This is a genomic window from Kribbella sp. C-35, assembly GCF_046549195.1.
Lineage (GTDB): Bacteria > Actinomycetota > Actinomycetes > Propionibacteriales > Kribbellaceae > Kribbella.
In genome coordinates, this window is the sequence record NZ_JAJPWG010000001.1 from 1,919,995 (window position 1) to 1,943,660 (window position 23,666).

22 protein-coding genes are annotated in these 23,666 nt (G+C 68.3%); 9 read left to right on the top strand and 13 right to left on the bottom strand.

What is annotated here, in order from left to right:
* Nucleotides 1–30 precede the first annotated feature (30 nt).
* A complete protein-coding gene (locus ACLJOO_RS09725) occupies nucleotides 31–930 on the top strand; it encodes an endo-beta-N-acetylglucosaminidase H (RefSeq protein ID WP_410786536.1) in 900 nt (299 codons plus the stop codon).
* A gap of 42 nt (nucleotides 931–972) precedes the next feature.
* Here the strand turns inward: ACLJOO_RS09725 and ACLJOO_RS09730 are convergent, their stop codons facing one another.
* Nucleotides 973–1,191, bottom strand: coding sequence for a hypothetical protein (locus ACLJOO_RS09730; RefSeq protein ID WP_410786537.1), 219 nt, complete (start codon nucleotides 1,189–1,191; stop codon nucleotides 973–975).
* A gap of 61 nt (nucleotides 1,192–1,252) precedes the next feature.
* The gene (locus ACLJOO_RS09735; protein ID WP_410786538.1) at nucleotides 1,253–1,804 is read right to left on the bottom strand and encodes a histidine phosphatase family protein; all 552 of its coding nucleotides are present in this window, start codon (nucleotides 1,802–1,804) and stop codon (nucleotides 1,253–1,255) included.
* 81 nt (nucleotides 1,805–1,885) lie between these two features.
* On the opposite strand from ACLJOO_RS09735, the gene ACLJOO_RS09740 reads away from it, so the two are divergent.
* The 5 genes from ACLJOO_RS09740 (at nucleotide 1,886) to ACLJOO_RS09760 (ending at nucleotide 7,946) form a co-directional block, all read left to right on the top strand.
* On the top strand, nucleotides 1,886–3,745 hold the full coding sequence (locus tag ACLJOO_RS09740) for an acyl-CoA dehydrogenase (protein ID WP_410786539.1): 1,860 nt from the start codon (nucleotides 1,886–1,888) through the stop codon (nucleotides 3,743–3,745).
* A 243-nt stretch (nucleotides 3,746–3,988) separates the two neighbouring features.
* Complete coding sequence (locus ACLJOO_RS09745; RefSeq protein WP_410786540.1) at nucleotides 3,989–5,203, top strand: hypothetical protein; 1,215 nt, start codon at nucleotides 3,989–3,991, stop codon at nucleotides 5,201–5,203.
* A complete protein-coding gene (locus ACLJOO_RS09750; RefSeq protein WP_410786541.1) occupies nucleotides 5,200–5,841 on the top strand; it encodes a hypothetical protein in 642 nt (213 codons plus the stop codon). Before ACLJOO_RS09745 ends, ACLJOO_RS09750 begins: the two co-directional genes overlap by 4 nt.
* Nucleotides 5,838–7,058 carry a hypothetical protein gene (locus ACLJOO_RS09755; protein ID WP_410786542.1) on the top strand — a complete coding sequence of 407 codons (1,221 nt, stop codon included), beginning with the start codon at nucleotides 5,838–5,840 and terminating at the stop codon, nucleotides 7,056–7,058. The genes ACLJOO_RS09750 and ACLJOO_RS09755 overlap by 4 nt, the downstream gene beginning before the upstream one ends.
* Before the next feature lie 117 nt (nucleotides 7,059–7,175).
* Entirely contained in the window at nucleotides 7,176–7,946 is a 771-nt protein-coding gene (locus tag ACLJOO_RS09760; RefSeq protein WP_410786543.1) for a DUF4097 family beta strand repeat-containing protein, read from the top strand.
* Between the two features lie 8 nt (nucleotides 7,947–7,954).
* On the opposite strand, the gene ACLJOO_RS09765 is transcribed toward ACLJOO_RS09760, so the two are convergent.
* The 10 genes from ACLJOO_RS09765 to paaN form a co-directional block, all read right to left on the bottom strand.
* Entirely contained in the window at nucleotides 7,955–8,203 is a 249-nt protein-coding gene (locus ACLJOO_RS09765; RefSeq protein WP_410786544.1) for a DUF6458 family protein, read from the bottom strand.
* Between the two features lie 61 nt (nucleotides 8,204–8,264).
* The gene (locus ACLJOO_RS09770) at nucleotides 8,265–10,052 is read right to left on the bottom strand and encodes an NHL domain-containing thioredoxin family protein (RefSeq protein WP_410786545.1); all 1,788 of its coding nucleotides are present in this window, start codon (nucleotides 10,050–10,052) and stop codon (nucleotides 8,265–8,267) included.
* A gap of 47 nt (nucleotides 10,053–10,099) precedes the next feature.
* Nucleotides 10,100–11,734, bottom strand: coding sequence for a hypothetical protein (locus ACLJOO_RS09775; protein WP_410786546.1), 1,635 nt, complete (start codon nucleotides 11,732–11,734; stop codon nucleotides 10,100–10,102).
* Between the two features lie 150 nt (nucleotides 11,735–11,884).
* Nucleotides 11,885–12,784 (bottom strand): carbohydrate ABC transporter permease, encoded by a 900-nt coding sequence (locus ACLJOO_RS09780; protein ID WP_410786547.1) that lies wholly within the window; start codon nucleotides 12,782–12,784, stop codon nucleotides 11,885–11,887.
* On the bottom strand, nucleotides 12,781–13,680 hold the full coding sequence (locus ACLJOO_RS09785; RefSeq protein ID WP_410786548.1) for a carbohydrate ABC transporter permease: 900 nt from the start codon (nucleotides 13,678–13,680) through the stop codon (nucleotides 12,781–12,783). The genes ACLJOO_RS09780 and ACLJOO_RS09785 overlap by 4 nt, the downstream gene beginning before the upstream one ends.
* A 44-nt stretch (nucleotides 13,681–13,724) precedes the next feature.
* A complete protein-coding gene (locus ACLJOO_RS09790; protein ID WP_410786549.1) occupies nucleotides 13,725–15,002 on the bottom strand; it encodes an ABC transporter substrate-binding protein in 1,278 nt (425 codons plus the stop codon).
* A gap of 201 nt (nucleotides 15,003–15,203) precedes the next feature.
* Entirely contained in the window at nucleotides 15,204–16,235 is a 1,032-nt protein-coding gene (locus ACLJOO_RS09795) for a zinc-dependent alcohol dehydrogenase family protein (protein WP_410786550.1), read from the bottom strand.
* A 10-nt stretch (nucleotides 16,236–16,245) separates the two neighbouring features.
* Complete coding sequence (locus ACLJOO_RS09800; protein ID WP_410786551.1) at nucleotides 16,246–16,764, bottom strand: flavin reductase family protein; 519 nt, start codon at nucleotides 16,762–16,764, stop codon at nucleotides 16,246–16,248.
* Nucleotides 16,761–18,143 (bottom strand): serine hydrolase domain-containing protein, encoded by a 1,383-nt coding sequence (locus ACLJOO_RS09805; protein ID WP_410786552.1) that lies wholly within the window; start codon nucleotides 18,141–18,143, stop codon nucleotides 16,761–16,763. Before ACLJOO_RS09805 ends, ACLJOO_RS09800 begins: the two co-directional genes overlap by 4 nt.
* Nucleotides 18,136–19,806 (bottom strand): phenylacetic acid degradation protein PaaN, encoded by a 1,671-nt coding sequence (paaN, locus tag ACLJOO_RS09810; RefSeq protein ID WP_410786553.1) that lies wholly within the window; start codon nucleotides 19,804–19,806, stop codon nucleotides 18,136–18,138. The genes ACLJOO_RS09805 and paaN overlap by 8 nt, the downstream gene beginning before the upstream one ends.
* A 71-nt stretch (nucleotides 19,807–19,877) precedes the next feature.
* Between paaN and paaI the strand changes: the two genes are divergently transcribed.
* The 3 genes from paaI to paaK are packed head-to-tail and all read left to right on the top strand — an operon-like array spanning nucleotide 19,878 to nucleotide 22,804.
* On the top strand, nucleotides 19,878–20,297 hold the full coding sequence (gene paaI, locus ACLJOO_RS09815) for a hydroxyphenylacetyl-CoA thioesterase PaaI (protein WP_410786554.1): 420 nt from the start codon (nucleotides 19,878–19,880) through the stop codon (nucleotides 20,295–20,297).
* Entirely contained in the window at nucleotides 20,294–21,496 is a 1,203-nt protein-coding gene (gene pcaF / locus ACLJOO_RS09820; protein ID WP_410786555.1) for a 3-oxoadipyl-CoA thiolase, read from the top strand. Before paaI ends, pcaF begins: the two co-directional genes overlap by 4 nt.
* 9 nt (nucleotides 21,497–21,505) lie before the next feature.
* On the top strand, nucleotides 21,506–22,804 hold the full coding sequence (paaK, locus tag ACLJOO_RS09825) for a phenylacetate--CoA ligase PaaK (protein WP_410786556.1): 1,299 nt from the start codon (nucleotides 21,506–21,508) through the stop codon (nucleotides 22,802–22,804).
* Nucleotides 22,805–22,808: 4 nt separating this feature from the next.
* Here paaK and ACLJOO_RS09830 read toward each other — a convergent pair whose 3' ends face one another.
* On the bottom strand, nucleotides 22,809–23,492 hold the full coding sequence (locus tag ACLJOO_RS09830) for a hypothetical protein (RefSeq protein WP_410786557.1): 684 nt from the start codon (nucleotides 23,490–23,492) through the stop codon (nucleotides 22,809–22,811).
* Nucleotides 23,493–23,666 lie beyond the last annotated feature (174 nt).

The following is a 23,666-nucleotide window of genomic DNA, read 5'->3' on the forward strand; positions in this document are numbered from 1 at the left end:
CCCATCGTGTGACGAGGAGTCGATCAGCTCATGAAGCGAAGGACCCTGTTGTCAGCCCTGGCCGCCGGTACCGCCGCGGCCGCCACCGGTGCCGCGCTGCCCGCCGAGGCCGCGGACAAGCGCCGCCCCTGCGCGAAGACCGGACCGGTCACCGTCGCGTACATCGAGGTCAACGACCACAGCATGCTGAACGCCGGCAAGTACACGCTGGCGAACGGCGGCGCGCAGGTGATCGACGTCGCGGTGATCTTCGCGGCGAACATCAACTACGACGGCACGAACGCGTACCTGCACTTCAACGACCAGGTGACGAACGTGCTGGACAACGTCGCCACCCAGGTCCGCCCGCTGCAGCAGAAGGGCATCAAGGTCCTGCTCTCGATCCTCGGCAACCACCAGGGCGCCGGGTTCGCGAACTTCCCGACCCAGGCCGCCGCCGACGCGTTCGCGCAGCAGCTCGCGGACGCGGTCAACGAGTACGGCCTGGACGGCATCGACTTCGACGACGAGTACGTCGAGTACGGCAACAACGGCACCGGCCAGCCGAACGACTTCTCGTTCGTCTACCTGGTCCAGGCGCTCCGCGCGAAGCTCCCGAACAAGCTCATCACGCTCTACGACATCGGCCCGTCCGCCGAGCGCCTGACCTACAACGGCCAGAGCATCGTCGACACCTTCGACTACGGCTGGAACCCGTACTACGGCACCTGGGGCGTCCCGTCCGCCCCGAGCGCCAAGTCGCGCATGTCCCCAGCCGCGGTCTCGTACACCGCCACCAGCTCCTCGACCGCCGCAAGCCTCGCGCAGCGCACGGTCAACGAGGGGTACGGCGTCTTCCTCACATACAACCTCACCGAGTCCGACACGTCGTCGTACATGACCGCCTTCACCCAGAAGCTGTACGGCAGCGCAACGGTCTACAAGCCTTAGAAACAACGGGATGGCCGGCCACCGGCCGGCCATCCCTTCCCGCTAGCGCTCGTTGCCTTCCCGCCTGTCACGGGCGGCCTCGACGCGCCTGTTCAACTCCTCGGGCGAGTCACCCCGGCCGGCGCCGTTGATGACATTGTTCGCGGCCTTGGTCTGGCCATTCGTCTGGAGCCGGTCGACAACCGCGCCGAAACGCCGTTGGTTGGTCTCCGCCTGGTCTCCCGCAAGCTCATCCTTCGCGGGCTTGTCTCGCCACCCCATGCCAGCTCCCTCTATGACGTGCGTGAGGCCGTGCTCGACCTCGTGCTTGGTAGTTGTGATCCTAGGACGCGAAGAGGTCGTTGCCGGTTCCTCCCAAGTTCAACTCGTATTCCCAGCCTGGTTGCCAGTTGAACGGAGCAACTATCTGCTCGGCCATCGACTTCCCGCTGCCGAGCAGGTGCTCGAAGGCCCAGAGGTTGGCCGAATGCGCAACCACAAGCACCGTGGCGGCGTCATACCAGCGCTTCAGATCGGCAAGGAACGATCGGGTCAGTTCGGCGACATCGGCGTACGACTGACCGCCCGGAAACGGGGTGTGGACGCGCTCGACCCTGGGGGCGAGCGCGTCCCGGGGCGCGCCGTTCAGTTCGCCGTAGTTGCACTCGCGCAGCCGCCAGTCCTGGAAGTGCGGCACGGTCAGCCCGGACAGCTCGACCGTCTGCACCGCCCGCCGCAGATCCGAACTGAACACGACGTCGACCTCCCGCCGGCGCTCCCCGAGTTTCCGCGCCTCCTCCCGCCCCGCAGCTGACAGCTCACCCGGCAGCCAGCCGGTGGCGATCCCGCGTTCGTTGTCGACCGTGGTCGCATGCGTCTCGTAAATCAACTTCATACGTCACAGTCAATCTCCCTTTGCCCTCGTTACCGGCGGGTATATACTCAAGTTACTGGCGAGTAAAGTTGGGGAGTGTCTGTGAGCCACTACAAGTCGAATCTGCGGGACATCGAGTTCAACCTGCTCGAGGTCCTGGGCCGAGGCGACGTGCTCGGTCAGGGCCCGTACGCCGAGATGGACGTCGACACCGCCCGCGAGGTGCTTGCGGAGGTCGACCGGCTGGCCAAGCACGAGCTGGCCGAGTCCTTCGCGGAGGCCGACCGGAACCCGCCGGTCTTCGACCCGGAAGCCCACGAGGTCCGGATGCCGGAGGCGTTCAAGAAGAGCTACCACGCCTACATGGACGCCGAGTGGTTCAAGCTCGAGCTGCCGGCCGAGCTGGGCGGTCAGCCGACCCCGCCGTCGCTGCGCTGGGCCGCCGCCGAGCTGGTGCTGGGCGCCAACCCGGCGGTGCACATGTACGCCGCCGGCCCGAACTTCGCGCACGTGCTCTGGCGCAACGGGACCGAGCGGGACCAGAAGATCGCTCACCACATCATCGAGCGCGGCTGGGGCGCCACCATGGTGCTGACCGAGCCGGACGCCGGCTCCGACGTCGGCGCCGGGCGGACCAAGGCCACGCTGCAGGACGACGGCTCCTGGCACATCGAGGGCGTCAAGCGGTTCATCACCTCGGGCGAGCACGACATGACCGAGAACATCATTCACCTGGTGCTCGCGCGACCACAGGGCATCGAGGGTGTCGGCGGTCCGGGGACCAAGGGCCTCAGCCTCTTCGTGGTTCCGAAGTACGACTTCGACCTCGAGACCGGCGAGCTGACCGGCGAGCGCAACGGCGCCTTCGTCACGAACGTCGAGAAGAAGATGGGCATCAAGGTCTCCACGACCTGCGAGATCACCTTCGGCGACGGCGTGCCCGCGAAGGGCTGGCTGCTCGGCGAGGTGCACGACGGCATCGCGCAGATGTTCCAGGTGATCGAGTACGCGCGGATGATGGTCGGCACCAAGGCGATCGCGACGCTGTCGACGGGCTACCTGAACGCGCTCGAGTACGCCAAGGAGCGGGTCCAGGGCGCCGACATGACGAACCCGGCCAAGGACGCGCCGCGGGTCACGATCACCCACCACCCCGACGTACGGCGTTCGCTGCTGACGCAGAAGGCGTACGCCGAGGCGCTGCGGGCGCTCGTGCTGTTCACGGCGACGTACCAGGACCGGGCCGAGCAGGCGCGGTACGCCGGTGAGCACGACAAGCTCGCCGAGGGTGTCAACGACCTGCTGCTGCCGCTGGTGAAGGGCTACGGCTCGGAGAAGTCCTGGACGCTGCTCGGCACCGAGTCGCTGCAGACGTTCGGCGGCTCCGGCTTCCTGCAGGACTACCCGATCGAGCAGTACGTGCGGGACGCGAAGATCGACACGCTCTACGAGGGCACGACCGCCATCCAGGGCCAGGACCTGTTCTTCCGCAAGATCATCAAGGACCAGGGCAAGGCGCTCGGCCACCTCGCCGAGCAGGTGCAGGCGTTCGTCGCCTCCGAGGCCGGCAACGGGCGGCTGAAGGAAGAGCGCGGGCTGCTCGCGAAGGGCCTCGAGGACACCCAGAAGATCCTGGGCATCATGGGGCAGGCCCTGATGGCCGCCAACCCGCAGGCCGAGAACGGCGACCCGCGGAACGTCTACAAGGTCGGCCTGAACACCTCCCGGCTGCTGTTCGTCCTCGGTGACGTGGTCTGCTCGTGGCTGATGCTCCGGCAGGCCGAGGTCGCACTGGAGAAGCTGGGCGGCGAGCTGTCCCCGGCCGACCAGGACTTCTACACCGGCAAGATCGCCGCGGCCCAGTGGTTCGTCCGCTCGACGATGCCGTCGGTCCGCGCCGAGCGGATCAAGGCCGAACTCACCGACCTCGACGTGATGGACCTCCCGGAGTCCGCGTTCTGATCCCGTACTCCTCCGGCTCGGCCACTTGCGCGGGTCGAGCCGGAGGTTCGGGGCCCAGGGCAAGAATGCTCAGGACAAAGCTCGGGGCATGAAATCGGCTGATCTGCCCCGGGTTGCCCCACGATCTGCCCTGTTGCGGAGCGTGTCGGTGTAGCAACGTTTCTGCCCTGAAACACCGTGACCCTGGCTTGGTCTCCCCTGTCCGAGCCAGGGTCGCGCCCAACTCCCCGTAGGCTGTTCGCGATGCCCGTCCGATTTCTCACCGCCCTGCTCGCGGCACTCGCGTTCCTCCCCGCCCTGCCGGCGCGTGCGGAGACGCCCGAGCTGCCCGACCGGATCGCCGCCGCGTGGCGCACCGATCACCTGTCCGTCGACGGCCGGTTGGCGATCCCCGCGACCGAGCTGGACCGGATCCGCGGCGCGATGCGTACGGCGGGCGTTCCCGTGTACGTCGCGCTCGTGCCGCGGACGCCGTACCTGGCGAAGAACCGGCTCGACTGGCCGACCTTGCTGCACGCGCGGATCGGTGAACCAGGGCTGTACCTGGTCGCGCTCGTGGACGACAACTACTGGTCGACGACCGCGGAGCTGTACCGGCAGGGCGGGCTCCGGGGCCGCGACCTGACCAGCGTGCGGGCCGAGGACAAGCAGCGCCTCGACGTCGTCTCGGATCGTCCGGCGCCCCAGATCGTCCGCACGATCCAGTACGCGTCGACGGCGTACGACGATCGTCCGCTGCCGGCCATGCCTGCCGCCGATCTCGAGCCGGAGCGCCCGCACCGCGGCCTCTCGGTGACCGACAAGTCGGACCGGGCCGTGTACGTCGGCCTCAGTGTCGGCGGGCTCCTCGGGTTCATGCTGACGCTGGTGCTCGGGCTGCGGCGCCGTGGCAAGCCGAAGCGTTCGGGGTCGAGTAAGTCGGCGATCGAGCCGAAGAACGTCCAGCTCAAGGCGGGCGGGAAGATCAAGCAGGCCGAGAAGGCCCTTGCGCGACTGGACCGGCGTCGCAACAAGACGACCCAATTGCTGGATCAGCGCGACGACGCGTTCCGCCGGCTCGACGCGGCGCGGACGCTGCGCGCGGACCAGCCGGAAGACCTCCTCGCTTCGGCCGGTGCGCTCGTGCTCGCCCGGCAGGCCGAGCGGATCGCCTCCGGTGCGGCCCTCCAGCCGCCGTGCTTCTTCAACCCGACACACAACCCCGGTACGGCGAAGGTCGACTGGTCGGACGACGTCGAAGTACCCGCATGCGAGTGGTGTGCGAGCGTTGTACGCCGGGGCGATACGCCGAGCGGTCTGCTGGTGCCGGCCAAGTCCGGGCTGCTCGGTCACGACCGCAAGCCGGTGCCGTACTGGACGCTCGACCCGGAGGACAGCCCGATGGTCGCGACCGGCTTCGGCGCGCTCTCCGACGACCTCGCCGACCGCATCACCGGCCGGAAGGAGGACGCGCGATGAGACGGCTCGTCCTGTTGCTAGCGGCAACTGCCTGCCTCCTGACCGGCACCGCGTCGGCGGCCACGCCGACCGATCCGCGGATCACCGCCGCGATCGCGGCCTGGGCGCAGGAGAACCTGTACGTCGATCCGGACTTCACGTCGATTGCCGATCGCAACGAGACGCTGCAGGTGATCTCGAACGCGAAGGTGCCGGTGTTCGTGGCCGTCGTACCGTCCGGCGAATGGTTCCCGGAGAAGGGTGACACCACGCTGCTCGCCGGCCGGCTGGCCGCCGCGAACGGCAAGCCGGGCGTGTACGTCGTGATGGACGGCGACCGGTCGTACGGCGTCGCGCACCAGCTCGGTGTGTACGCGCCGACGTGGACCTACGCGGACGGGAAAGAGGCGCTGAGCAAGCAGCTCTCGGAGTACCTCGACGGCTTGCGGGAGAGGTACAGCACACCGAAGCCGGCCCGGACCGAGCCGCTGCCTCCCGAGCCGGAGGACTCGGCCCCGGTGGAGAAGTTCACCGTGGGCAAGGCGATCGGGAACGGCGCCGGCGGCGCGGTGCTCGGCCTGATGGGCGGCGGCTTGCTCGGCGGCATTGTGTTGATCGTGGCGGCGCTCGCCCGCCCACGACGGAAGGGACGCGCGTGAAGGCCCGTTTGCTCCTCATCAGTCTCACGGCGGCGTTGACGCTGCTCGTTGCGGCTCCGGCCGAGGCCGGTACCGCGCGGACCCCGGCGGAGCGGGCACAAGCGATCGCGACCGCGTTGAAGAAGGACCCGGTCTACATTGACCCGGCGTACAAGACGGCACTGCCCGCGAAGCTGCTGGACGACGTGCGCACGAAAGCGAAGGCGCTCGGGTACCCGGTCTACACCGTCGTCCTGCCGCTGACCCCGAGCGACGAGTTCCAGGGCGAGGAGAGCACGGCGCTCACTCTGATCATGGATGCGCTCCGACTGCCGGGGCTGTACGTCGTGGTGGACGGCGGCAGCCGCTTCCCGTGGTACGAGACGCGGGACGTGTCGCAGGTCAGCGAGGAGAAGCTGGAGGCCGCGCGGACGCGCGCGCTGGCCGACTCGGGGTACGACGCGGGGCCGACCGAGGTGCTGGCCCGGATGTACGAGCTGCTCGCCCAACCGGGCATCCCGAAGACCTCGAACCGACCGCAGTCGAGTCGGCCGTCCCGGGCCATCTCGGAGCCGGGCGGTCACGGGTGGATCGTCGCCCTGTCGATCGTCGGCGGTCTCGTCGTCCTGGTCGGTCTCGGTCTGCTGATCGGGCGCAGCCGGGGTTCGGGGTCCAAGACGTTCCGGATCCCGCCGCACGTCGCCGCGACGGTGGCGGCCGAGCGACGCCGACGCTTGACCCAGGAGACGAACGCCGAGCTCACCCGGCTCGGTTCGGAACTGGCCGCGCTCCCGACCACCGAAGGCGCGGGGCTGGTCCACCAGCAGGCCGCGCTCGACGACCACGCCGCCGCATCGAAGGTTCTCGACTCGTCGCCCGGCCTTGTCGACCTGGTCGGTGCGATGGTGCTGCTCGACAAGGCACGGCGGGAGTACGACGCCGCGGTCGCGATCGCAGCCGATCGCAAGGTGGACGCCGTACCGGATCTGTGCGCGTTCAACCCGCTGCACGGTCGCTCGTCCGGTCGGCCGACCAAGGTGGAGTCCGACGGCACCACGCTGACGCTGCCGCTGTGCAACGAGTGCCGACAGGCCCTCAAGCGTCACTCGGCGCCGGCGTCGCTGCCCGGCGAGGACGGGCCGTACTGGTACGAGGACTCACTCTGGGCGCGAACCTTCTTCGGCACCACCGGCGACGACCTGGCCACGGCCGTGTCCCGGGGCGAGCTGCGTCGGTGAGAGGGCTTCCCTGAGAGCGGTTCAGGGGCGCGTCGGGGGATCTGCCGGATCCTGGGGCCCGGCCCCGGAGCCTACTGTCGTTGCGACAACGTGGGTGGGCTCGAGAAGAGGCGGACGATGGCGGAGAACAAGCAGCTCGGCGTGATCCTGCTGGTGGCGGCGGCCGGGCTGGCGTTCTGGCAGTTCGGGGATCGGGACTCCGACGACACGCACAAGATCGACGACAAGATCACCACGGTCCAGCTCGCCGCCGGCCACGCCGACATCACGATCAACGTGTCCGACGACGACCAGGCCAGCGTCCGGGAGAAGCGCAAGTTCTGGTTCTGGAAGCACGGCGACGCGTACTCGGTGAACGACGGCGTGCTCAAGCTGGACGGCGACTGCGGCTGGCAGTGCACCGCCGACTTCGAGGTGACCGTGCCGCGCGGCACCAAGGTCACCGGTGAGAACGGCAGCGGCGACCTCGAGATCACGGGAGTGGCCGGGGTCGACGCGAAGTCCACCTCCGGCAAGGTCGAGCTCCGCGAGGTCAAGGGCGACGTCAACCTCGACGTGACGTCCGGGGACGTGTCCGTGCAGGACCTGACCGGAAAACTCGACGTCAAGGCCAACTCCGGCGACATCGAGGCCAAGGACCTGAGCGGCGGCGCCGTGGACGTCGAGACCACGTCCGGCGATATCGAACTCGACCTCTCCGAGGCCAACGACGTCCGCGCCAAAGGCACCAGCGGCGATATCGAGGTCAGCGCCCCGACCGGCGCCTACAAAGTCACGACCGAGAGCAAGCACGGCGAGGTCGAGGACGGCCTCGGCAACACCACGACCGCCGGCCACACCCTGACCGCTACCACCACCTCAGGCGACATCGAACTCCACAGCCGCTGAGGACCGACCTACTCCTTGATGTCGCGGTGGTGTTCCTCGACGACGCGGTACTCCTCTTCGATGGCGGGGTCGATGGCGTCGGTCTCCACACGCCGGCGGCGGTTGGTGATGTAGAAGGAGAGCAGGATGCCGGCCAGGCCGGCGAGTAGCAGGATGTAGCCGACGACCTGCAGGTTCACGACGTCCCAGGTGTCGCGGACGGCGAACGCGAAAATGCCGCCCACCACCATCAAAAAGATCCCCACACCGATGCTCATCCGAGCCTCCCAGGCGAGTCCTTGGTCCTACACCTTCGACGGTACCCCTCCGTCAAACAAGTTACTTACTACCGGAGAGGACGAGTTCGACACGGTTCGGGCCGTCGGGGGTGATCTGGACGGGGACGCCCCAGTCCTGGCGGTGCATGTGGCAGGCGGGGAACTCCACCTCGGCGGAGTCGTCGCACGACGCGGCCTGGACGGCGACGTGGAGGACGCCGGAGCCGGCGTGCGGGTCGATGACGAGCCGGCGTACGAGATCGGTGGAGTCGCCCGCACCTTCGCGGAGCAGGTTGTCCGGGGTGGAGGAAACCAGCAGCCGCGTGGACGGGCCGTAGCGGTCGTCCAGCTTCTGCCCCGGCGGCGGATTGAATACCACCTCGAGCGTGACCTCGCCAGCAGCAAGATCCATCGGCGGGCGCTGCGTCCGCGTGCTGAACTCGTCGGCAGTCGCGGAGGCGCCGAGGGGGATCCGGGTCAGGCGGTGCGCAGCAGACTCGACGACGAGCAGCTCGTTGCCCACGACAACCGCCCCGCTCGGCTCAGCCAGCCCGGTGGCCATCGTCTCGACGGTCTCGGTCCGCGGGTCATAACGACGTACGGCGCCGTTGTATGTGTCGGCGATCGCGACAGATCCGTCCGGGAGGACGGTCACACCGAGCGGATGCTGCAACAACGCCTCGCTCGCCTTGCCGTCGCGCAGCCCGAAGTCGAACAGCCCGGTGCCGACGGCGGTGTGCACCTCGGTGTCGATCCACCGCAGGGCCGAGATCTCCGAATCGGCCAGCCACAGTCGATCGCCGTCCGCCGCGAGCCCACTCGTCTGCGCGAACCACGCCTCGCCGAGCGGCCCGTCCTTCAGCCCTTCGTTGGTCGTGCCGGCCGCGACCGCGGTCTCCCCGCTGAACGGATCGAACGTCCACAACTGGTGCACGCCGGCCATCGCGATCCACACCTTGTCGCCCCACCAGGCGACATCCCACGGCGAACTCAGTACGTCGCTCCCGTCGCCGTCCATCCATTGCTTGCCGGTGCCAACCAACGTCTGCACCTCGCCGGTGGCCAACGAGATCCCCCGCAGCGCATGGTTGACGGTGTCCGCGACCACCACGTCGTACCCAAGGCGGTCGGCGGCATCGGCCGGGAGTACCACCAGACCGTTGGGCTCGGAGAACCGAGCCTCGGCCGCCGGGCCGTCGACGAAGCCACGGTCACCGGTCCCGATCCGGCGTACGACGGTGGTCGCGTCAGCGGCGAGCTCGACGATGCTGTGGTTGCCCGCATCCGCGACCAGGAACCCGTTGTCCACCGCAACGACCTTCGCGGGGAAGCGCAGATCCGTCGGCTCGGGCGTCGGCGCGACGTACGGCGACCGGCCGTGGGTGAGGGTACCGGCTTCTTCGTGCTGCACGATCAGCTCGGCGAGCAGGGCGTCCAGGGCGTGCTCGTGGCCTTCACCGGAGTACTGCGCGACGACGTACCCGTTGGGATCCACCAGGACCAGTGTCGGCCAGGCGCGGGCGGTGTAGTTCTGCCAGGTGATCAGCTCCGGGTCGTCCAGCACCGGATGCCCCACCTCGTACCGCTCGACAGCAGCCCGTACGGCGGCTTCCTCACCCTCGTGCGCGAACTTCGGCGAGTGCACCCCCACGATCACCAGCGCGTCCCCGTACTTCTCCTCCAACGGCCGCAACTCGTCCAGCACATGCAGACAGTTGATGCAGCAGAAGGTCCAAAAATCCAACAACAAAAAGCGTCCACGGAAGTCCCCGAGCGACAACTCCTGTCCCCCGGTGTTCAACCACCCACGACCCTTGAGCTCCGGCGCACGCACATGCATGTTCACCATTGTCCGTCGCGGCTCAACAGCTGCGGGCACAGGCCCGGCGGGTGAGATCAGCGGGGCAGGATCAACGTGTCGGTGAGGAGTTTTGCGGTTTTTCGCAAGGTTGCTGGAGAGGACGAGAGGTCGGTGGCGAGGGTGTAGGGGGTGAGGGTTTCGCCGGGGCCTACCAGGCGGTGGCGGTGGGCGAGGAGCCAGACGATGGCTCGGGGCCAGGTGGAGAGGCGGGCCTTGGCCAGGAGGTCGGGGGCGTCGCGGACCAGGCGTTCGGCGATGTCGAAGGCGTCCGGTGCGTACGACGTACCGAGGGTTTCGCCGGCCATCAGCCAGGCGTGCGGTGCGAGGACCGAGAGGGTGGCGGCTTGCTGGTTGTCCAGGCCGCGGAGGTCGGGTTGCGGCGGGGAACCGAGGCCGGCCAGGGCTCGGTAAGCGTCTTCCAGGTCGTTGGTCGCGTCGTCGAGGAAGACCCGCTCGCCAGGCTTCGAGCCGACCGGGTCGATCATCGCGGCGGCTTCCAGGGCCGGCTGCCAGACGTCGACGGCGTCGACCGCCTCGTCGACGGTGTCCAGCGGCAGGTGGGTCCGCTCGCCGGCGAACTCGAGCCAGGCCTTCACGACCAGCGGGACCGCGTCGAAATAGGTGCTGTCAGCAAGGACCTTGCGCGGCAACCAGTGCGCGAGGAAGAGCTCCACCAGTACGCCGCTGACGCGCTGCGGACCGCCGACGGTGTGGTCGACCGCGTGATCGATCCACAGCCGGGCGATGTCCGCGGCGTCGTCGGGCAGACCAACGGCGTACCGCGACTCGAGGAACTCCTCGACCAGCTGCTCGCGCTGTCGCGGGGTCATCAGCGGGCGGATCGGCGGCCGGACCGGGCGCTCCGGCATCTGGGTCAGCCGGTTCACCAGCAGGCCGGTGAAGAACTCGAAGTCCTCGCTGACCGGCGGATCGTCGTAGTCGCGGGTCTCGCCCAGCGCCTGCAGGATGATGCCGGCCGCGATCGGCGGGCGCACGGTCCGGATGGTCACCCGGCCGCCGCGCTCGTACGCCTCCAGGACGCGGTCCACCGGCGGGCCGACGAACACGTCCTTGATGATCGCGCCGAGATTGTTGTCGATGAACACCACCACGGTGTGCGGATGCTGCTCGTCGTCGTAGTCGAGCACGACGCTCAGCCCGTCACCGGTGATGTCCTCGGACACGATCGCGCTGGTCAGCCGGAAGCCGGCGATCCGGGTCACCCATTCCGGTACTTCGTCCTGCGTCCGCAACCGGGACACATGCGCCCGCTGCAGCGGCAACCGCCCGGCCGGGCCGACCGTCCGGGCCAGACTCGTCAGCAGGACGAAGGACTCGAGGTCACGGCGCTCACCGAGCACCCGCGCCGCGTCGGCCCAGAAGAACCGCTCCACCTCGCCGATCTCGTCCGGGAGCCCGGCCGGCCACAGCTGGTCGGCGAGCATCGCCGCCGAACGAGCCACCGACGCCTCGGCGATCACCGGATGCAGAGCGGCCGGCACCGCGGCCATGTCGAGGGCAAGCGTTTCCAGCAGGGTCTCCAGCACGGCGACGCTCGGCGTCGTGTCGACATCCACAGCCGCCGCCGGCGCGGGCGGCTCGCCCGGGTCGGAGCCGACGAGCCGCAGATGGCTGCGCCGTCCGTCCCGTCCACTCGGAGACTTGGTCACCTCCGTGAGATTACCGCCCGCACCCCCTCCCCCGCAGTCCGGTCAGCGCGCCCTGTGGACAACCCCGCCGTCCGTCCTTGAGTACCCGCCAACCGTTTCGCGAGTGGAAATGTGGTTGGTGGGTGCTCAAAGACGCGTTGCGGGGTGGGGTCAGCCCTTGAGGGCGCCGGCCATCAGGCCGCCGATGAACCAGCGGCCGAGGAGGATGTAGACGATGAGGGTCGGGAACGACGTGATCAGCGCGCCCGCCATACTCGCCGCGTAGTCGACCTTCTGGCCGCCGGCCAGTGCCGCCAGGCCCAGCGTCACGGGCCCGTTGTTCTGCTGGGTGAGGAACAACGCGAACAGGAAGTCGTTCCAGACCGAGGTGAACTGCCAGATCAGCGTCACCACGAACCCGGAGATCGAGATCGGCAGGATGATCCGGAGGTAGGTCTGGATCAACCCGGCGCCGTCCACCCGGGCCGACTCGATGATCTCGTTCGGCACGATCGTGGCGTAGTAGTTCCGGAAGATCAGCGTGCAGATCGGCAGACCGTAAATGCAGTGCGCGAGGATCAGCGTCGGCACGCCCCGGGTGACGTCCAGCTCGGTGAACGTCGTCCGCAGCGGCAGCATCACCGCCTGGTAGGGGATGAACATCCCGAACAGGATGAACGCGAACACGATGTTCGCACCGGGGAACCGCCACCGGGCCAGCACGAACCCGTTCGCGGACCCGATCAGCGACGAGATGATCGCGGCCGGGATCGCCAGCGACAGCGACCGGATCATGTACGGCTGCAGCACGTCCCAGGCCTTGCGCCACGGCTCCAGCGTCCATTCCTTCGGCAGGTTCCACTGCGAGGCCGCGGTGGTGTCGCCGGAGGTCTTGAAGCTCGTGACCAGTACGACGTACACCGGGGTCAGCACGAACAGCAGGAACAAGAGCAGCAGGACGTAACGGATCGTCCGGCTGCGCCGGGTCGTCCCGTCGGCGGTTGCCCCGCGTCGCGGCTTCTGCCGGATCGCTGCGGCGGTGTGGCCGGTCGCGGCCTCTACGGCGGTCATTCCTCGTTCTCCTGCCGAACGGTCCACGCGAGATACGGGATGACGAGTACGGCGACGACCGCGAGCATCACGATCCCGATCGCTGCCGCCTTGGCCTGGTCACTGCGCAACAAGGTGTTCCACATCAAGACGGCCGGCACCTCGGTGCGGAACTGGTTCGGCCCGGTGATCGCGTAGATCAGGTCGAACAGCTTCAGCGAGATGTGGCCGAGGATGATCAGCGCGGACAACGCGATCGGCGACAGCTGCGGGAACAGCACGTGCCGGTACAGCTTGAACTCCGACGCGCCGTCCACCCGGGCCGCCTCCCGCAACTCCGGCGGGATCCCCCGGAAGCCGGCCAGGAACAGCGCCATGATGTAACCGGACATCTGCCAGACCGCCGGCAACGCGATGGACGCCATCGTCGTCCATCTACTGCCGGCGGTCCACCAGGGATTCTCCAGGAAGTTCAGATGGAGGATCTGGAACAGCCGGTTCAGCCCACGGGCGTCATCGCCCTGGGACGGGTTCAGCAACCAGCCCCAGACCACGCCCGAGGCGATCATCGAGATCGCCATCGGGAACAGGTACACGGACCGGAAGATCGACTCGCCGGGCACGCCCTTCTCCAGCAGCAGCGCCCAGAGCAGGCCGAAGATCAGCGTGCCCACGATGAACGCCACCGTGAGCACGCCGAGGTTCTTCAGCGAGTTGAGGAACCGGTCCTCACCGAACAGGTGCCCGTAGTTCTCGAGCCCGACGTAGTCGGCCGGGCCCTTGCGGGCCGTGTGCCGGTTCGTCAGCGAGGTGTTGACGGACCATGCGATCAGCCCGTAGACGAAGTACCCGAGCAGGAGCACGGTCGGCAGCAGCACCAGGGCTCCAGGTCCCCAGGTGCGAATTCTTCCGTGCACCGCTCAGTCCTCCAACTCGAGATCGGTCCTCAACTCGACCTTCATCAGCTCTTCTTCATCGCGGCGCCGATCGCCGACTGCAGCTTGGCGACGTCCTGACTACCGCTGAACTGGCTGAGCGCGGACAGGATGTCGTTGTTCTGTCCGGCGGTGCACGCGGCACCGTGCGCGCAGGACGGGACGATCGTGTCCTTCTTCCAGTCCGCCATCGCACCCTGCTGGTACTTCGGGTAGTCGGCCGGGTCGGCGTCCGAGCGGGCCGGGATCGAGCCCTTCTTGGTGTTGAACGCCTTCTGGCCCTCGGCCGAGCCGACGACCTTCAGCCAGCACTTCGCACCGTCGGGGTCCGCGCCGTTGGTCGGCAGCGTGAACGAGTCGGCGAGGAACTGGAACGAGTCCCCGGTCCCCGGCGCCGGCCAGTAGGTGTACGCCGAGTCCGGAATCTTGTTGGACAACTGCTGCGCGGCGACCCAGTCACCCATCAGCGTGTAGCCGGCCTTGCCGGCGTTGACGTAGCCGAGCGCGTCCGACCAGTCGATCGCCTCGCGGTCGGCGTTGCTGAAGGACAGCAGCGTCTTGTACTTGTTCAGCGCCGCGGTCACGTCGCCGCCGGCCCAGTCCGTCTTGCCGTCCCACAGACCCTTGAACTTGTCCGGACCGAGCTCCGCCAGCAGCACGGCCTCGACCAGCATCTCCTGCGCGAAGCCCTTGGAGAGCCCCAGCGGCGCCGCCACACCGGCGGCCTTCAGCTTGGTCAGGTCGGCGATCCACGCGTCCACGTTCGCCGGCGCCTTGGTGGCGTCGATGTTCGCCTTCTTCAACACCGTCGGGTTCGTCCAGACCACGTTCGCCCGGTGGATGTTCGCCGGGATCGAGTAGATCTTGCCGTCGACGGTCAGGTTGTCGAGCAGGTTCTGCGGGAAAGCCTTGTCCAGCCCGTAGTCCTTGTACAGCTGGCTGACGTCGTCGACCTGGCCGGCGTCGATGTAGTCCTTCAGCTCGGCACCGGCGTGCGCCTGGAACGTCGACGGCGGCTTGCCCGCCTGCAGGTCGTTGGCCAGCACCTGCTTCGCGTTCGCGCCCGCGCCACCGGCGACGGCGGAGTTGACGAACTTGTAGTCCTTGCATTCGGTGTTGAACACCGACACCATGCCGTCCAGTCCAGCCTTCTCGCCACCGTCGGCCCACCAGGTGAAGACAGTGACGTCCTTGTTCGCGGACGAGTCTCCGCCGCCGCTGTCGTCGCTGTTTCCGCAGGCGCTCACCGCGAGAAGACCCGCCGCGCCCACCAGCGCCAGGGTCTTACTCAGACCACCACGCATGATTCACTCTCCGATCAATAGATGGAGCCGCCTGTGACAACGATGCCCCCTTGACGGTGCAACTCTGGGACGGCACGCACCGGGTGTCAACGTTCCGCGCAGGCGCGTTGCGCAGCCGTGACCCCGCGCACCTTGACAGTGTGAGAGCGCGCACATTCCTTGTTCGAACGGCCTTAACGCGCACTCACGTTGCGCAAACGCTCAGGGCCGCAACAGCACCTTGATCGCTCGCCGTTCGTGCATCGCCGTGTACCCCTCAGTGACGTCGGCAAGCGGAATCTGCGAGTCGAACACCTTGCCCGGATCGATCTCACCGGCCAGAACGTCGGCCATCAGGTCCGGCAGGTACGCACGGCACGGCGCCGCCCCGCCGTTCAGGCCGACATTCCGCCCGAACATCGTCCCGATCGGCACCTCGACCCCGTGCGGTACGCCGACGAACCCGACCGTGGCCCCGGCGCGCGCGACCTCGAACGCGGTCGTCATCGACTGCTTCGTCCCGACACATTCGAGGACGGCGTCCGCCCCGACGCCCTTGGTCAGTTCGAGTACGGCGTCCCGCGCCGCGTCGCCACGCTCGGAAATGATGTCCGTGGCCCCGAACTCCTTCGCCAACTTCTGCCGTGGTTCATGCCGCGACAGGGCAACAACCCGCTCCGCACCCATCCGCGAAGCCGCGAGTACGCCGCACAGCCCGACCGCACCGTCGCCCACGACAACTACCGTGTCGCCGGCCTTCACGCGCGCCGACCGCGCCGCGTGCCACCCGGTGCCCATCACGTCGGACAGTGTGAGCAGCGACGGGACGAGCGAGTCGTCGGGTACCTCCGGCGTCGCGACGAGCGTGCCGTCGGCGTACGGAAGCTTCACGTACTCGCCCTGACCGCCGTCCGCCTTGTCACTGCCGTAGCCGACCAGGTTCTGGCAGGCGGTCTGGTAGCCCGCCAGACAGTGCGGGCAGGTGCCGTCGCTCACGACGAACGGCGCGACGACGAAGTCACCCGGTTTGACCGTGCGGACCTCGGACCCGATCTCCTCGACGATGCCGACGAACTCGTGCCCGATCGGCCGCGGCTGCTTGACCGGGTTCTCGCCGCGGTACGGCCACAGGTCGGATCCACAGATGCATGAGGCAACGACCTTGACCACCGCGTCCCCCGGCCCGTCGATCTTCGGGTCCGGACGATCTTCCAGCCGTACGTCGAACGCTCCATGGATCACTGTGGCTCGCATGCAGCTCACATTAGATGGTCACGTACCGTCCTCGGCGGTGGACCAGGGTTGGTACGTCGTCGGCGGCGAACTCGACGTGGGCGATCTCGAGTTGCACTTGCAGACCCCATCCCACTTCGGGCGGGTTGGGGTCGACGAGGGTGCAGCCGGCCCAGGTGCTGACGCCAACGGGCGCCGGGCCCCAGGCGGTGTCCGTCCAGTCGATCATCCGGAACGGGCCGCCCGGAGCGGGTGCGACGTACCCGAAGGCGTCGGCCAGTTGGCGGTGCGGTTCGCCGAGCAGCGACACCACCGCGGTCCTTGCCTCGCGCAACGTTTCCCACAGGTCGGACTCCGCGTCGAGCAGCCCGATCACGTACCCGGGCTCGCCGTCCGCCACCAGCATCGACGACACCGTGAGCCCGGCCCGCTTCCCGTCGTACGCCGTCGTCCACAACCCGACCGGCGACGGCAGCCGGCCGCGCAACCGCCGTACCGGACTCCGCTCGGACTCGGGCGGGAGGAACGGGTGGTCGCCGTGAATGGTCACGGGGCCACGGTAACTCGCTCCGGGAGGGTGAAGGTGTCGATGGGGTGCAGCGTGAGGCCGCTGGAGCCGTGGACTGTCTCGACTGCGCCGTTGTGGTCGAACGTGAAGCGGTACGACTCGCCGTACGAGCCGTAGCCGTTCCCACCGGTGACGCGGAGCGTGTCGCCGTCCGCCTCGAGCGGCTGCGGCTCGTCGGCCGGGTTCGGGCTGGACGGGTCGGTCGCGTACAGGCGGCCGCCGATCACGACGAAGTCGGTGACGCCCCAGAGGTTCGCGAAACGGCCGGTGAAGCGGGCGAGGTCGCCTGCACCGCGGTCCTTCGACTCGGCGAGGTCGAGGAGCCGGAACAACCCCTCCGCGAGCTGCGACGCAGGCCCGTCGATCGCATTGGTCAGCACCGAGACGACGATCCGCTTCTCGGGGTCGACGAGCGTCCTGGTGATGTGGCCCGGGTACCCGCCGCCGTGCCCGAACACCTCCCGGTCGCCGACCTTGTTCACCGCCAGACCGAGGCCGTACCGCGCCTTCTCGTCCGAACCGGTCGTCCACAGCGGGTGCTGCATCTCGCGCTTGGACTTGTCCGAGAGCAGCCGGTTGTCGCCGGGCAGGTGCGCGGAGAAGTACGTCACCAGATCGCGTGCGTTACCGAAGAACCCGGTCGCCGAGGCCAGCGCGCGGGTGTCGATGTGCTCGATCGGGACGCGGGTGTCGGCGTACGTCAGCGCGCTGTACCCGGCGGCGTACTCGTTCAGCCGGGCCGGATCCAGCTCGGGGCCGAGACCCGACAGCCCGAGCTTGCCCACGATCGCGGTCTGGACATACGAGTTGTACGGCGTACCGCTCGCCGCCTCGACGACGAGTCCGAGCAGGCCGTAGCCGATGTTCGAGTACTTGAAGCGCTCGTTCTCCGCGATCACGGCCGACGTCTCGTCACGCAGTACGGCGAGCAACTGGTCGCGATCCGGGAAGGCTGTGGACAACTGCCACCAGCCCGCGTCCAGGCTGTCCCGGGTGATGCCGCCGGCGTGCGCGAGCAGCTCCCGGACGGTCCGCTCGCCGATCGGCGTACCGACGATCTCGGTGACGTGCTGGGACACCTTGTCGTCCAGCCGCAGCCGGCCCTGCTCGATCAGCTGGAAGATGGCGGTCCCGGTGAACGTCTTCGAATGCGAGGCGATCCGGAACAGATGCTGGTCGGTCAGCGGTACGTCGTTCTCCACATCCGCCAGCCCGTACGCCGCCGAGAACGCGATCGCGTCCTCGGCGTACACCGCGACCTGGACGCCCGGCACCCGCTGGTACCGCTGGTTGAACGCCAGCCAGCTGTCGTAGTAGGCGAGTACCTCGTTCAGGTTCGTGGAATCCGGCGCATTAGACATGTCGCCTAGATTGAATGACGCGGAAGCGACTCGCAACGTATGCGCCGTCGGTGTATGTCGCATTGGCCGCCGGATTCGCGCCGGTGCCGTGGAAATCGCTGAAAGCAGCCGATTGATTGACGAACACTTGGCCGGTCAGATTCTCGGACAGCGCGACGCCCGCGTCGAGGGCCGCGTCCCGGGCCTCGTCCAGGACCTTGGAGTCGGTCGAGTAGATCCCGGCGGTCATCGCGCCGCCCTCGGCGACGGTCTTCCGGAACAGGTCGATCGATTGCGCGGTGTCGGCCGTCTTGACCAGGAACGACACCGGGCCGAAGCACTCGCGCCCGTACACGTCGGCGTCGTCGGCGTCGATCGCCACGAGCAGCGGCGTACGGACAACCGCGTCCGGGAACGCCGGGTGCTGGATCGCGCGGGACTCCAGCACCACGTCGCCGTACTCCGGGGCGAGCTCGAGGCGGCTGATCACGGCCTGGTTCACGATGCCGCCGAGGATCTCGACCGCGCGGGCGTCGTCGCCGAGCAGCTTGCCGATCGCTGTCGCGAGCGCGGCGCCAACCTCCTCGAAGGACTTGTGCCCCTCGTCGGTCTCGATCCCGCCGACCGGGACGAACAGGTTCTGGGTGGTGGTGCACATCTGGCCGGAATACAGGGAGAGCGTGAAAGCGAGGTTGCCGGTCAGCGCCTTGAAGGAGTCGGTCGAGTCGATGATGACCGCGTTCACGCCGGCCTTCTCGGTGAAGACGGTCGCCTGGGTCGCGTTCTGCTCCAGCCACTCGCCGAACTCGCTGCCGCCGGTGAAGTCGATCAGCTTCACCTCGGGCCGGGTCGCCAGCGGCTTGGCCAGGCCGTCGCCGGCGCGCTCGGTCGCCAGGGTGACGAGGTTCGGGTCGAAACCGGCTTCGGCGAGCACCTCACGGCAGACGTCGACGGTGATCGCCAGCGGCAGCACGGCCAACGGGTGCGGCTTGACGACGACCGCGTTGCCGGTCACCAGCGAGGCGAACAGACCGGGCCAGGAGTTCCAGGTCGGGAATGTGTTGCAGCCGATCACCAGCGCGACGCCGCGGCCGGTGACCGTGAACGTCTTCTCCATCCGGATCGGGTCGCCCTTGGCCGGCTTCTCCCAGGTCGCGGTCGCCGGGTAGCGGTTCATCTCCTCGTGCGCGTACGCGACCGCCTCCAGCGCGCGGTCCAGCGCGTGCGCGCCGCCGGCCTGGAACGCCATCACGAACGCCTGACCGCTGGTGTGCTGGACCGCGTTGGCGAGCTCGAAGATCCGCTTGTGCAACCGCTCGAGAATCTCGAGCGCGACCCCGGTCCGCCCGTCGATCCCAGCCCGGCGCCAGTCCGCGAGCCCTTGCTGGGCCGCGGTCAGCAGCTCGTCCAGACCGTCCTCGACCACCCGCGGGTACGAGACGTCCATCGCGATCCCGTACGGCGACTGCTCGGTGACGACGGTGCCGCGCGATCCGGGGATCTCGAGCGCGTACGTCGTACCCAGATGAGCCTCGAAGGCCGCCTTGCCGTCGGCCGCCGCGGTCTCGCCGTACACCCGAGGGCTCGGTGACTCCGGGAACGCGGAGTGGTAGCCGCGGTCGTGGATCGCCTTCAGCGCACCGTTGAGGCGCTCGCGGTGGGAAGAGAGCAGGTCTGCGGTCATGAGGGCGATGTTACAGTCGTTGACGCGATTCGTACTAGGGTGTCACAAGCCTCTTCTCGATTGGGCAACGTATGGACGACTTGGCGGCGCGCGTGGCGGCGGCGATGTGGGCGGAGGACACCGCCAGCGCCGGGCTGGGGATGCGGCTGGTGGCGGTCGGCGAGGGTACGGCGCGGCTCGAGATGCCGGTGCGCGAGGACATGGTCAACGGGCACGGGATCGCGCATGGTGGATTCGTGTTCAGTCTGGCCGACTCGGCGTTCGCGTTCGCCTGCAACTCGCGCAACCAGGTGACGGTCGCGCAGGCCTGCGACATCGTGTTCGTCGCCCCGGCGCACCGCGGCGATCTGCTGGTCGCCGACGCCCGGGAGCGGACCCGGTTCGGCCGGAACGCGATCTACGACATCACGGTCACCCGCGACGACGAGGTGATCGCCGAGTTCCGCGGCCGCAGCCGCCAACTGTCCGGAAACATTGTGGAGGAGTCATGACGCGCGAGGCGTTTCTGGTCGACGGGGTCCGCACTCCGATCGGGCGGTACGGCGGTGCGCTCGCCATGGTCCGCCCGGACGATCTCGCCGCGCACGCGATCTCGTCGCTGCTGAACCGGACCGCGCTGGACCCGGCCCGGATCGACGACGTGATCCTCGGCTGCGCGAACCAGGCCGGCGAGGACAACCGGAACGTCGCGCGGATGGCGGTGCTGCTCAGCGGGCTGCCGGACTCGGTTCCCGGGACGACGATCAACCGGCTCTGCGGATCTGGCCTGGACGCGGTCGCGTCCGCCGCCCGGTCGATCATTGCCGGGGACAACGACATCGTGGTGGCCGGCGGCGTCGAGTCGATGTCGCGGGCGCCGTTCGTGATGCCGAAGGCAACGACCGCGTTCGCCCGGCAGGCGGAGGTCTTCGACACCACGATCGGGTGGCGGTTCGTCAATCCGGCGCTGAAGGCGCAGTACGGGATCGACTCGATGCCGGAGACGGCCGAGAACGTCGCCGCGGAGTTCTCGATCTCTCGCGAGGACCAGGATCTGTTCGCGTTGCGGTCGCAGCAGCGAGCCGCCAAGGCACAGGCCAACGGGCGGCTGGCCGAGGAGATCGTCGCAGTCGACGTACCGGGTAAGCGCGGGGCGGTCACTGTCGTCGATGTGGATGAGCATCCGCGCGAGACGTCGCTCGAAGCTCTTGCCGGTTTGAAGACTCCGTTCCGATCGCCCGGGACCGTGACCGCGGGGAATGCGTCGGGAGTGAACGACGGAGCGGCGGCCTTGCTCGTGATGAGCGGTGAGGCCGTGGAGCAGTACGGCGTGACGCCGTTGGCGCGGGTCGTCGGGACGGCGGCAGCCGGCGTACCGCCTCGGATCATGGGCATCGGACCGGCGCCCGCGACGCGGAAGCTGCTCGATCGCACAGGGGTCGCGTTGTCCGACATCGACGTGATCGAGCTGAACGAGGCGTTCGCGGCGCAGTCCCTCGCCGTACTGCGGGAACTCGGCCTCCCCGACGACGCCGAACACGTCAACCCGAACGGCGGCGCCATCGCCCTCGGCCACCCGCTGGGGATGTCCGGAGCCCGCCTCGCACTCACCGCGGCCCTGGAGCTTCGCCACCGCGACGCCCGGTACGCGCTGGCCACCATGTGCATCGGCGTCGGCCAGGGCATCGCGACCCTGCTCGCCCGTCCTTAGGGGTTCTTCATGCTCGGTGATGCTTGTCCTACGGAGCTGCGTGATGCCGGCGAGCAGTTGTCGATCGACGAGCTGCGGGCCCGGCAGTTGTCGTTGCTTCAGGCAACCGTACGACGGGCTTACGAGAACGTCCCGCACTACCGGGCCGCGTTGGACTCGGTCGGCTTCAAACCTGGCGACCTTACTGATCTGAGCGATCTGAGCCGATTGCCGTTCACCGCGAAGAAGGATCTGCGCGACAACTATCCGTTCGGAATGTTCGCGGTGCCCAGGACCGAGGTGGTTCGGGTCCATGCCTCATCGGGCACGACGGGGCGGCCGACGGTGGTCGGGTACACACGGCGGGACCTCGACAACTGGGCCGACCTGATGGCGCGATCGATCCGCGCGGCCGGTGGGCGCGCGGGTGATGTCTGCCATGTCGCCTACGGGTACGGCCTGTTCACCGGCGGACTGGGTGCGCACTACGGCGCCGAGCGGCTCGGGTGCACCGTCGTACCGGTCTCCGGCGGGATGACCGAACGGCAGGTGGACCTGATCCGCGACTTCGGCGCCCGGATCATCATGGTCACCCCGTCGTACTTCCTCTCGATCGTCGACGAGATGGAGGCCCGCGGCCTCGACCCGCGGGACACGTCGCTGCGGATCGGGATCTTCGGCGCCGAACCGTGGACCGAGCAGATGCGCACCGAGGTCGAGGAACGCACCGGCATCCACGCCGTCGACATCTACGGCCTGTCCGAGGTGATGGGGCCCGGCGTCGCGCAGGAATGCGTGGAGACGAAGGACGGCCTGCACATCTGGGAGGACCACTTCTACCCGGAGATCATCGACCCGGTCACCGGCGAAGTACTCCCCGACGGCTCCGAAGGCGAACTGGTCTTCACCACGCTCACCAAGGAAGCCTTCCCGGTACTGCGCTACCGCACCCGGGACCTGACCCGGCTGCTGCCCGGAACCGCCCGCCCCGCCCTCCGCCGCATGGAGAAGATCACCGGCCGCACCGACGACATGATGATCGTCCGCGGCGTCAACGTCTTCCCCACCCAGATCGAAGAACAAATCCTCCTGGTAGAAGGCCTGACCCCGCACTACCTCTGCATCCTCACCCGCCCCCACCGCCTGGACGAACTGACCGTCCAGGTCGAAGCCGCCCCCACCCTCACCGACCACAGCACCGCAGCCACCACCCTCGCCCACCGAATCAAAGACCGAGTAGGCGTCACCGCCACCGTAGAAGTCCTACCTCCCCACGCCCTAGAACGCTCCCTAGGCAAAGCCAAACGCATCCGCGACGACCGCAAGTAGATCGTCAGAGCAGAGAGTCTGGTTGGGTTTCGTGGGGGCGGGTTTTGTGGAAGGCGGGTGTGCGGATGTGGGGGCGGACCAGGGCTTCTACTTCGAAGTCCTCGAGGTTGAACTTGGTGGCGATGTCTCGGTAGGGGGTGCCGGTGCGGACTTGGGTGATGACGTCTTCTACCTGGACGTCGTCGACCATCGGGCGGCCGTGGGAGCGTTCGGGGTTCACGATGACGTCGATGTCGTGGTAGATCACCAGCCGTAGCGTTCCGGCGTACCCGTCGTCCGACCAGCCGATCGCGGCTGAGCCGCGGCGGAGGACGCCGGGGAAGCCGCCTTGGCTGTCGCGGATCCGTTCCCAGCCCTGTTCGCGGCCCTCGGCGGCGATCTCGACCAGGAGGTCGCGGCCGTCGTGGGCGAGGCCCGACCAGGCCAGTGGATAGCGTCGGCCGGCCCGAGAGCGCAGGGCGACCGCGGCCTCGCCGATCGCGTGCAGGGACAGGCCGGTACGACGCAGGTGCCGGAGCATGTGCGTCTCGACCAGGCCGGCGAACGTGATCGTCGGCTCGCCGCGGCTCCCGCTGCCCGCCTCCAGGGCACCGGACCGCAACCAGTCCCCGAGCGTCGTAGCCGGCAGCCCAAGGTGCAGTGCGGCCTCAGCCCGGGTGTACAGGGGCAAGTCGAACCGTGGATCCACGTCTCACCTCTCAGCGAAGGCGGTCGCCGAACACCCCGAGCATGCCATCCCCCGAGCCGACTTTGGGCGCCCACCAACCACTTCCGGCCGCGGAAAATGGTTGGTGCGCACCCAAAGTCGCGTTGAAGAGGCTCGATGGCGGTAACCCGGTTACGCCCGGGCCGAGGGGTGGAT

Coding starts and splice junctions, on each gene's coding strand:
- ACLJOO_RS09725 (WP_410786536.1), top strand. CDS start 31: ATGAAGCGAAGGACCCTGTTGTCAGCCCTGGCCGCCGGTACCGCCGCG.
- ACLJOO_RS09730 (WP_410786537.1), bottom strand. CDS start 1,191: ATGGGGTGGCGAGACAAGCCCGCGAAGGATGAGCTTGCGGGAGACCAG.
- ACLJOO_RS09735 (WP_410786538.1), bottom strand. CDS start 1,804: ATGAAGTTGATTTACGAGACGCATGCGACCACGGTCGACAACGAACGC.
- ACLJOO_RS09745 (WP_410786540.1), top strand. CDS start 3,989: ATGCCCGTCCGATTTCTCACCGCCCTGCTCGCGGCACTCGCGTTCCTC.
- ACLJOO_RS09750 (WP_410786541.1), top strand. CDS start 5,200: ATGAGACGGCTCGTCCTGTTGCTAGCGGCAACTGCCTGCCTCCTGACC.
- ACLJOO_RS09760 (WP_410786543.1), top strand. CDS start 7,176: ATGGCGGAGAACAAGCAGCTCGGCGTGATCCTGCTGGTGGCGGCGGCC.
- ACLJOO_RS09765 (WP_410786544.1), bottom strand. CDS start 8,203: ATGAGCATCGGTGTGGGGATCTTTTTGATGGTGGTGGGCGGCATTTTC.
- ACLJOO_RS09770 (WP_410786545.1), bottom strand. CDS start 10,052: ATGGTGAACATGCATGTGCGTGCGCCGGAGCTCAAGGGTCGTGGGTGG.
- ACLJOO_RS09780 (WP_410786547.1), bottom strand. CDS start 12,784: ATGACCGCCGTAGAGGCCGCGACCGGCCACACCGCCGCAGCGATCCGG.
- ACLJOO_RS09790 (WP_410786549.1), bottom strand. CDS start 15,002: ATGCGTGGTGGTCTGAGTAAGACCCTGGCGCTGGTGGGCGCGGCGGGT.
- ACLJOO_RS09795 (WP_410786550.1), bottom strand. CDS start 16,235: ATGCGAGCCACAGTGATCCATGGAGCGTTCGACGTACGGCTGGAAGAT.
- ACLJOO_RS09805 (WP_410786552.1), bottom strand. CDS start 18,143: ATGTCTAATGCGCCGGATTCCACGAACCTGAACGAGGTACTCGCCTAC.
- paaN (WP_410786553.1), bottom strand. CDS start 19,806: ATGACCGCAGACCTGCTCTCTTCCCACCGCGAGCGCCTCAACGGTGCG.
- paaI (WP_410786554.1), top strand. CDS start 19,878: ATGGACGACTTGGCGGCGCGCGTGGCGGCGGCGATGTGGGCGGAGGAC.
- pcaF (WP_410786555.1), top strand. CDS start 20,294: ATGACGCGCGAGGCGTTTCTGGTCGACGGGGTCCGCACTCCGATCGGG.
- paaK (WP_410786556.1), top strand. CDS start 21,506: ATGCTCGGTGATGCTTGTCCTACGGAGCTGCGTGATGCCGGCGAGCAG.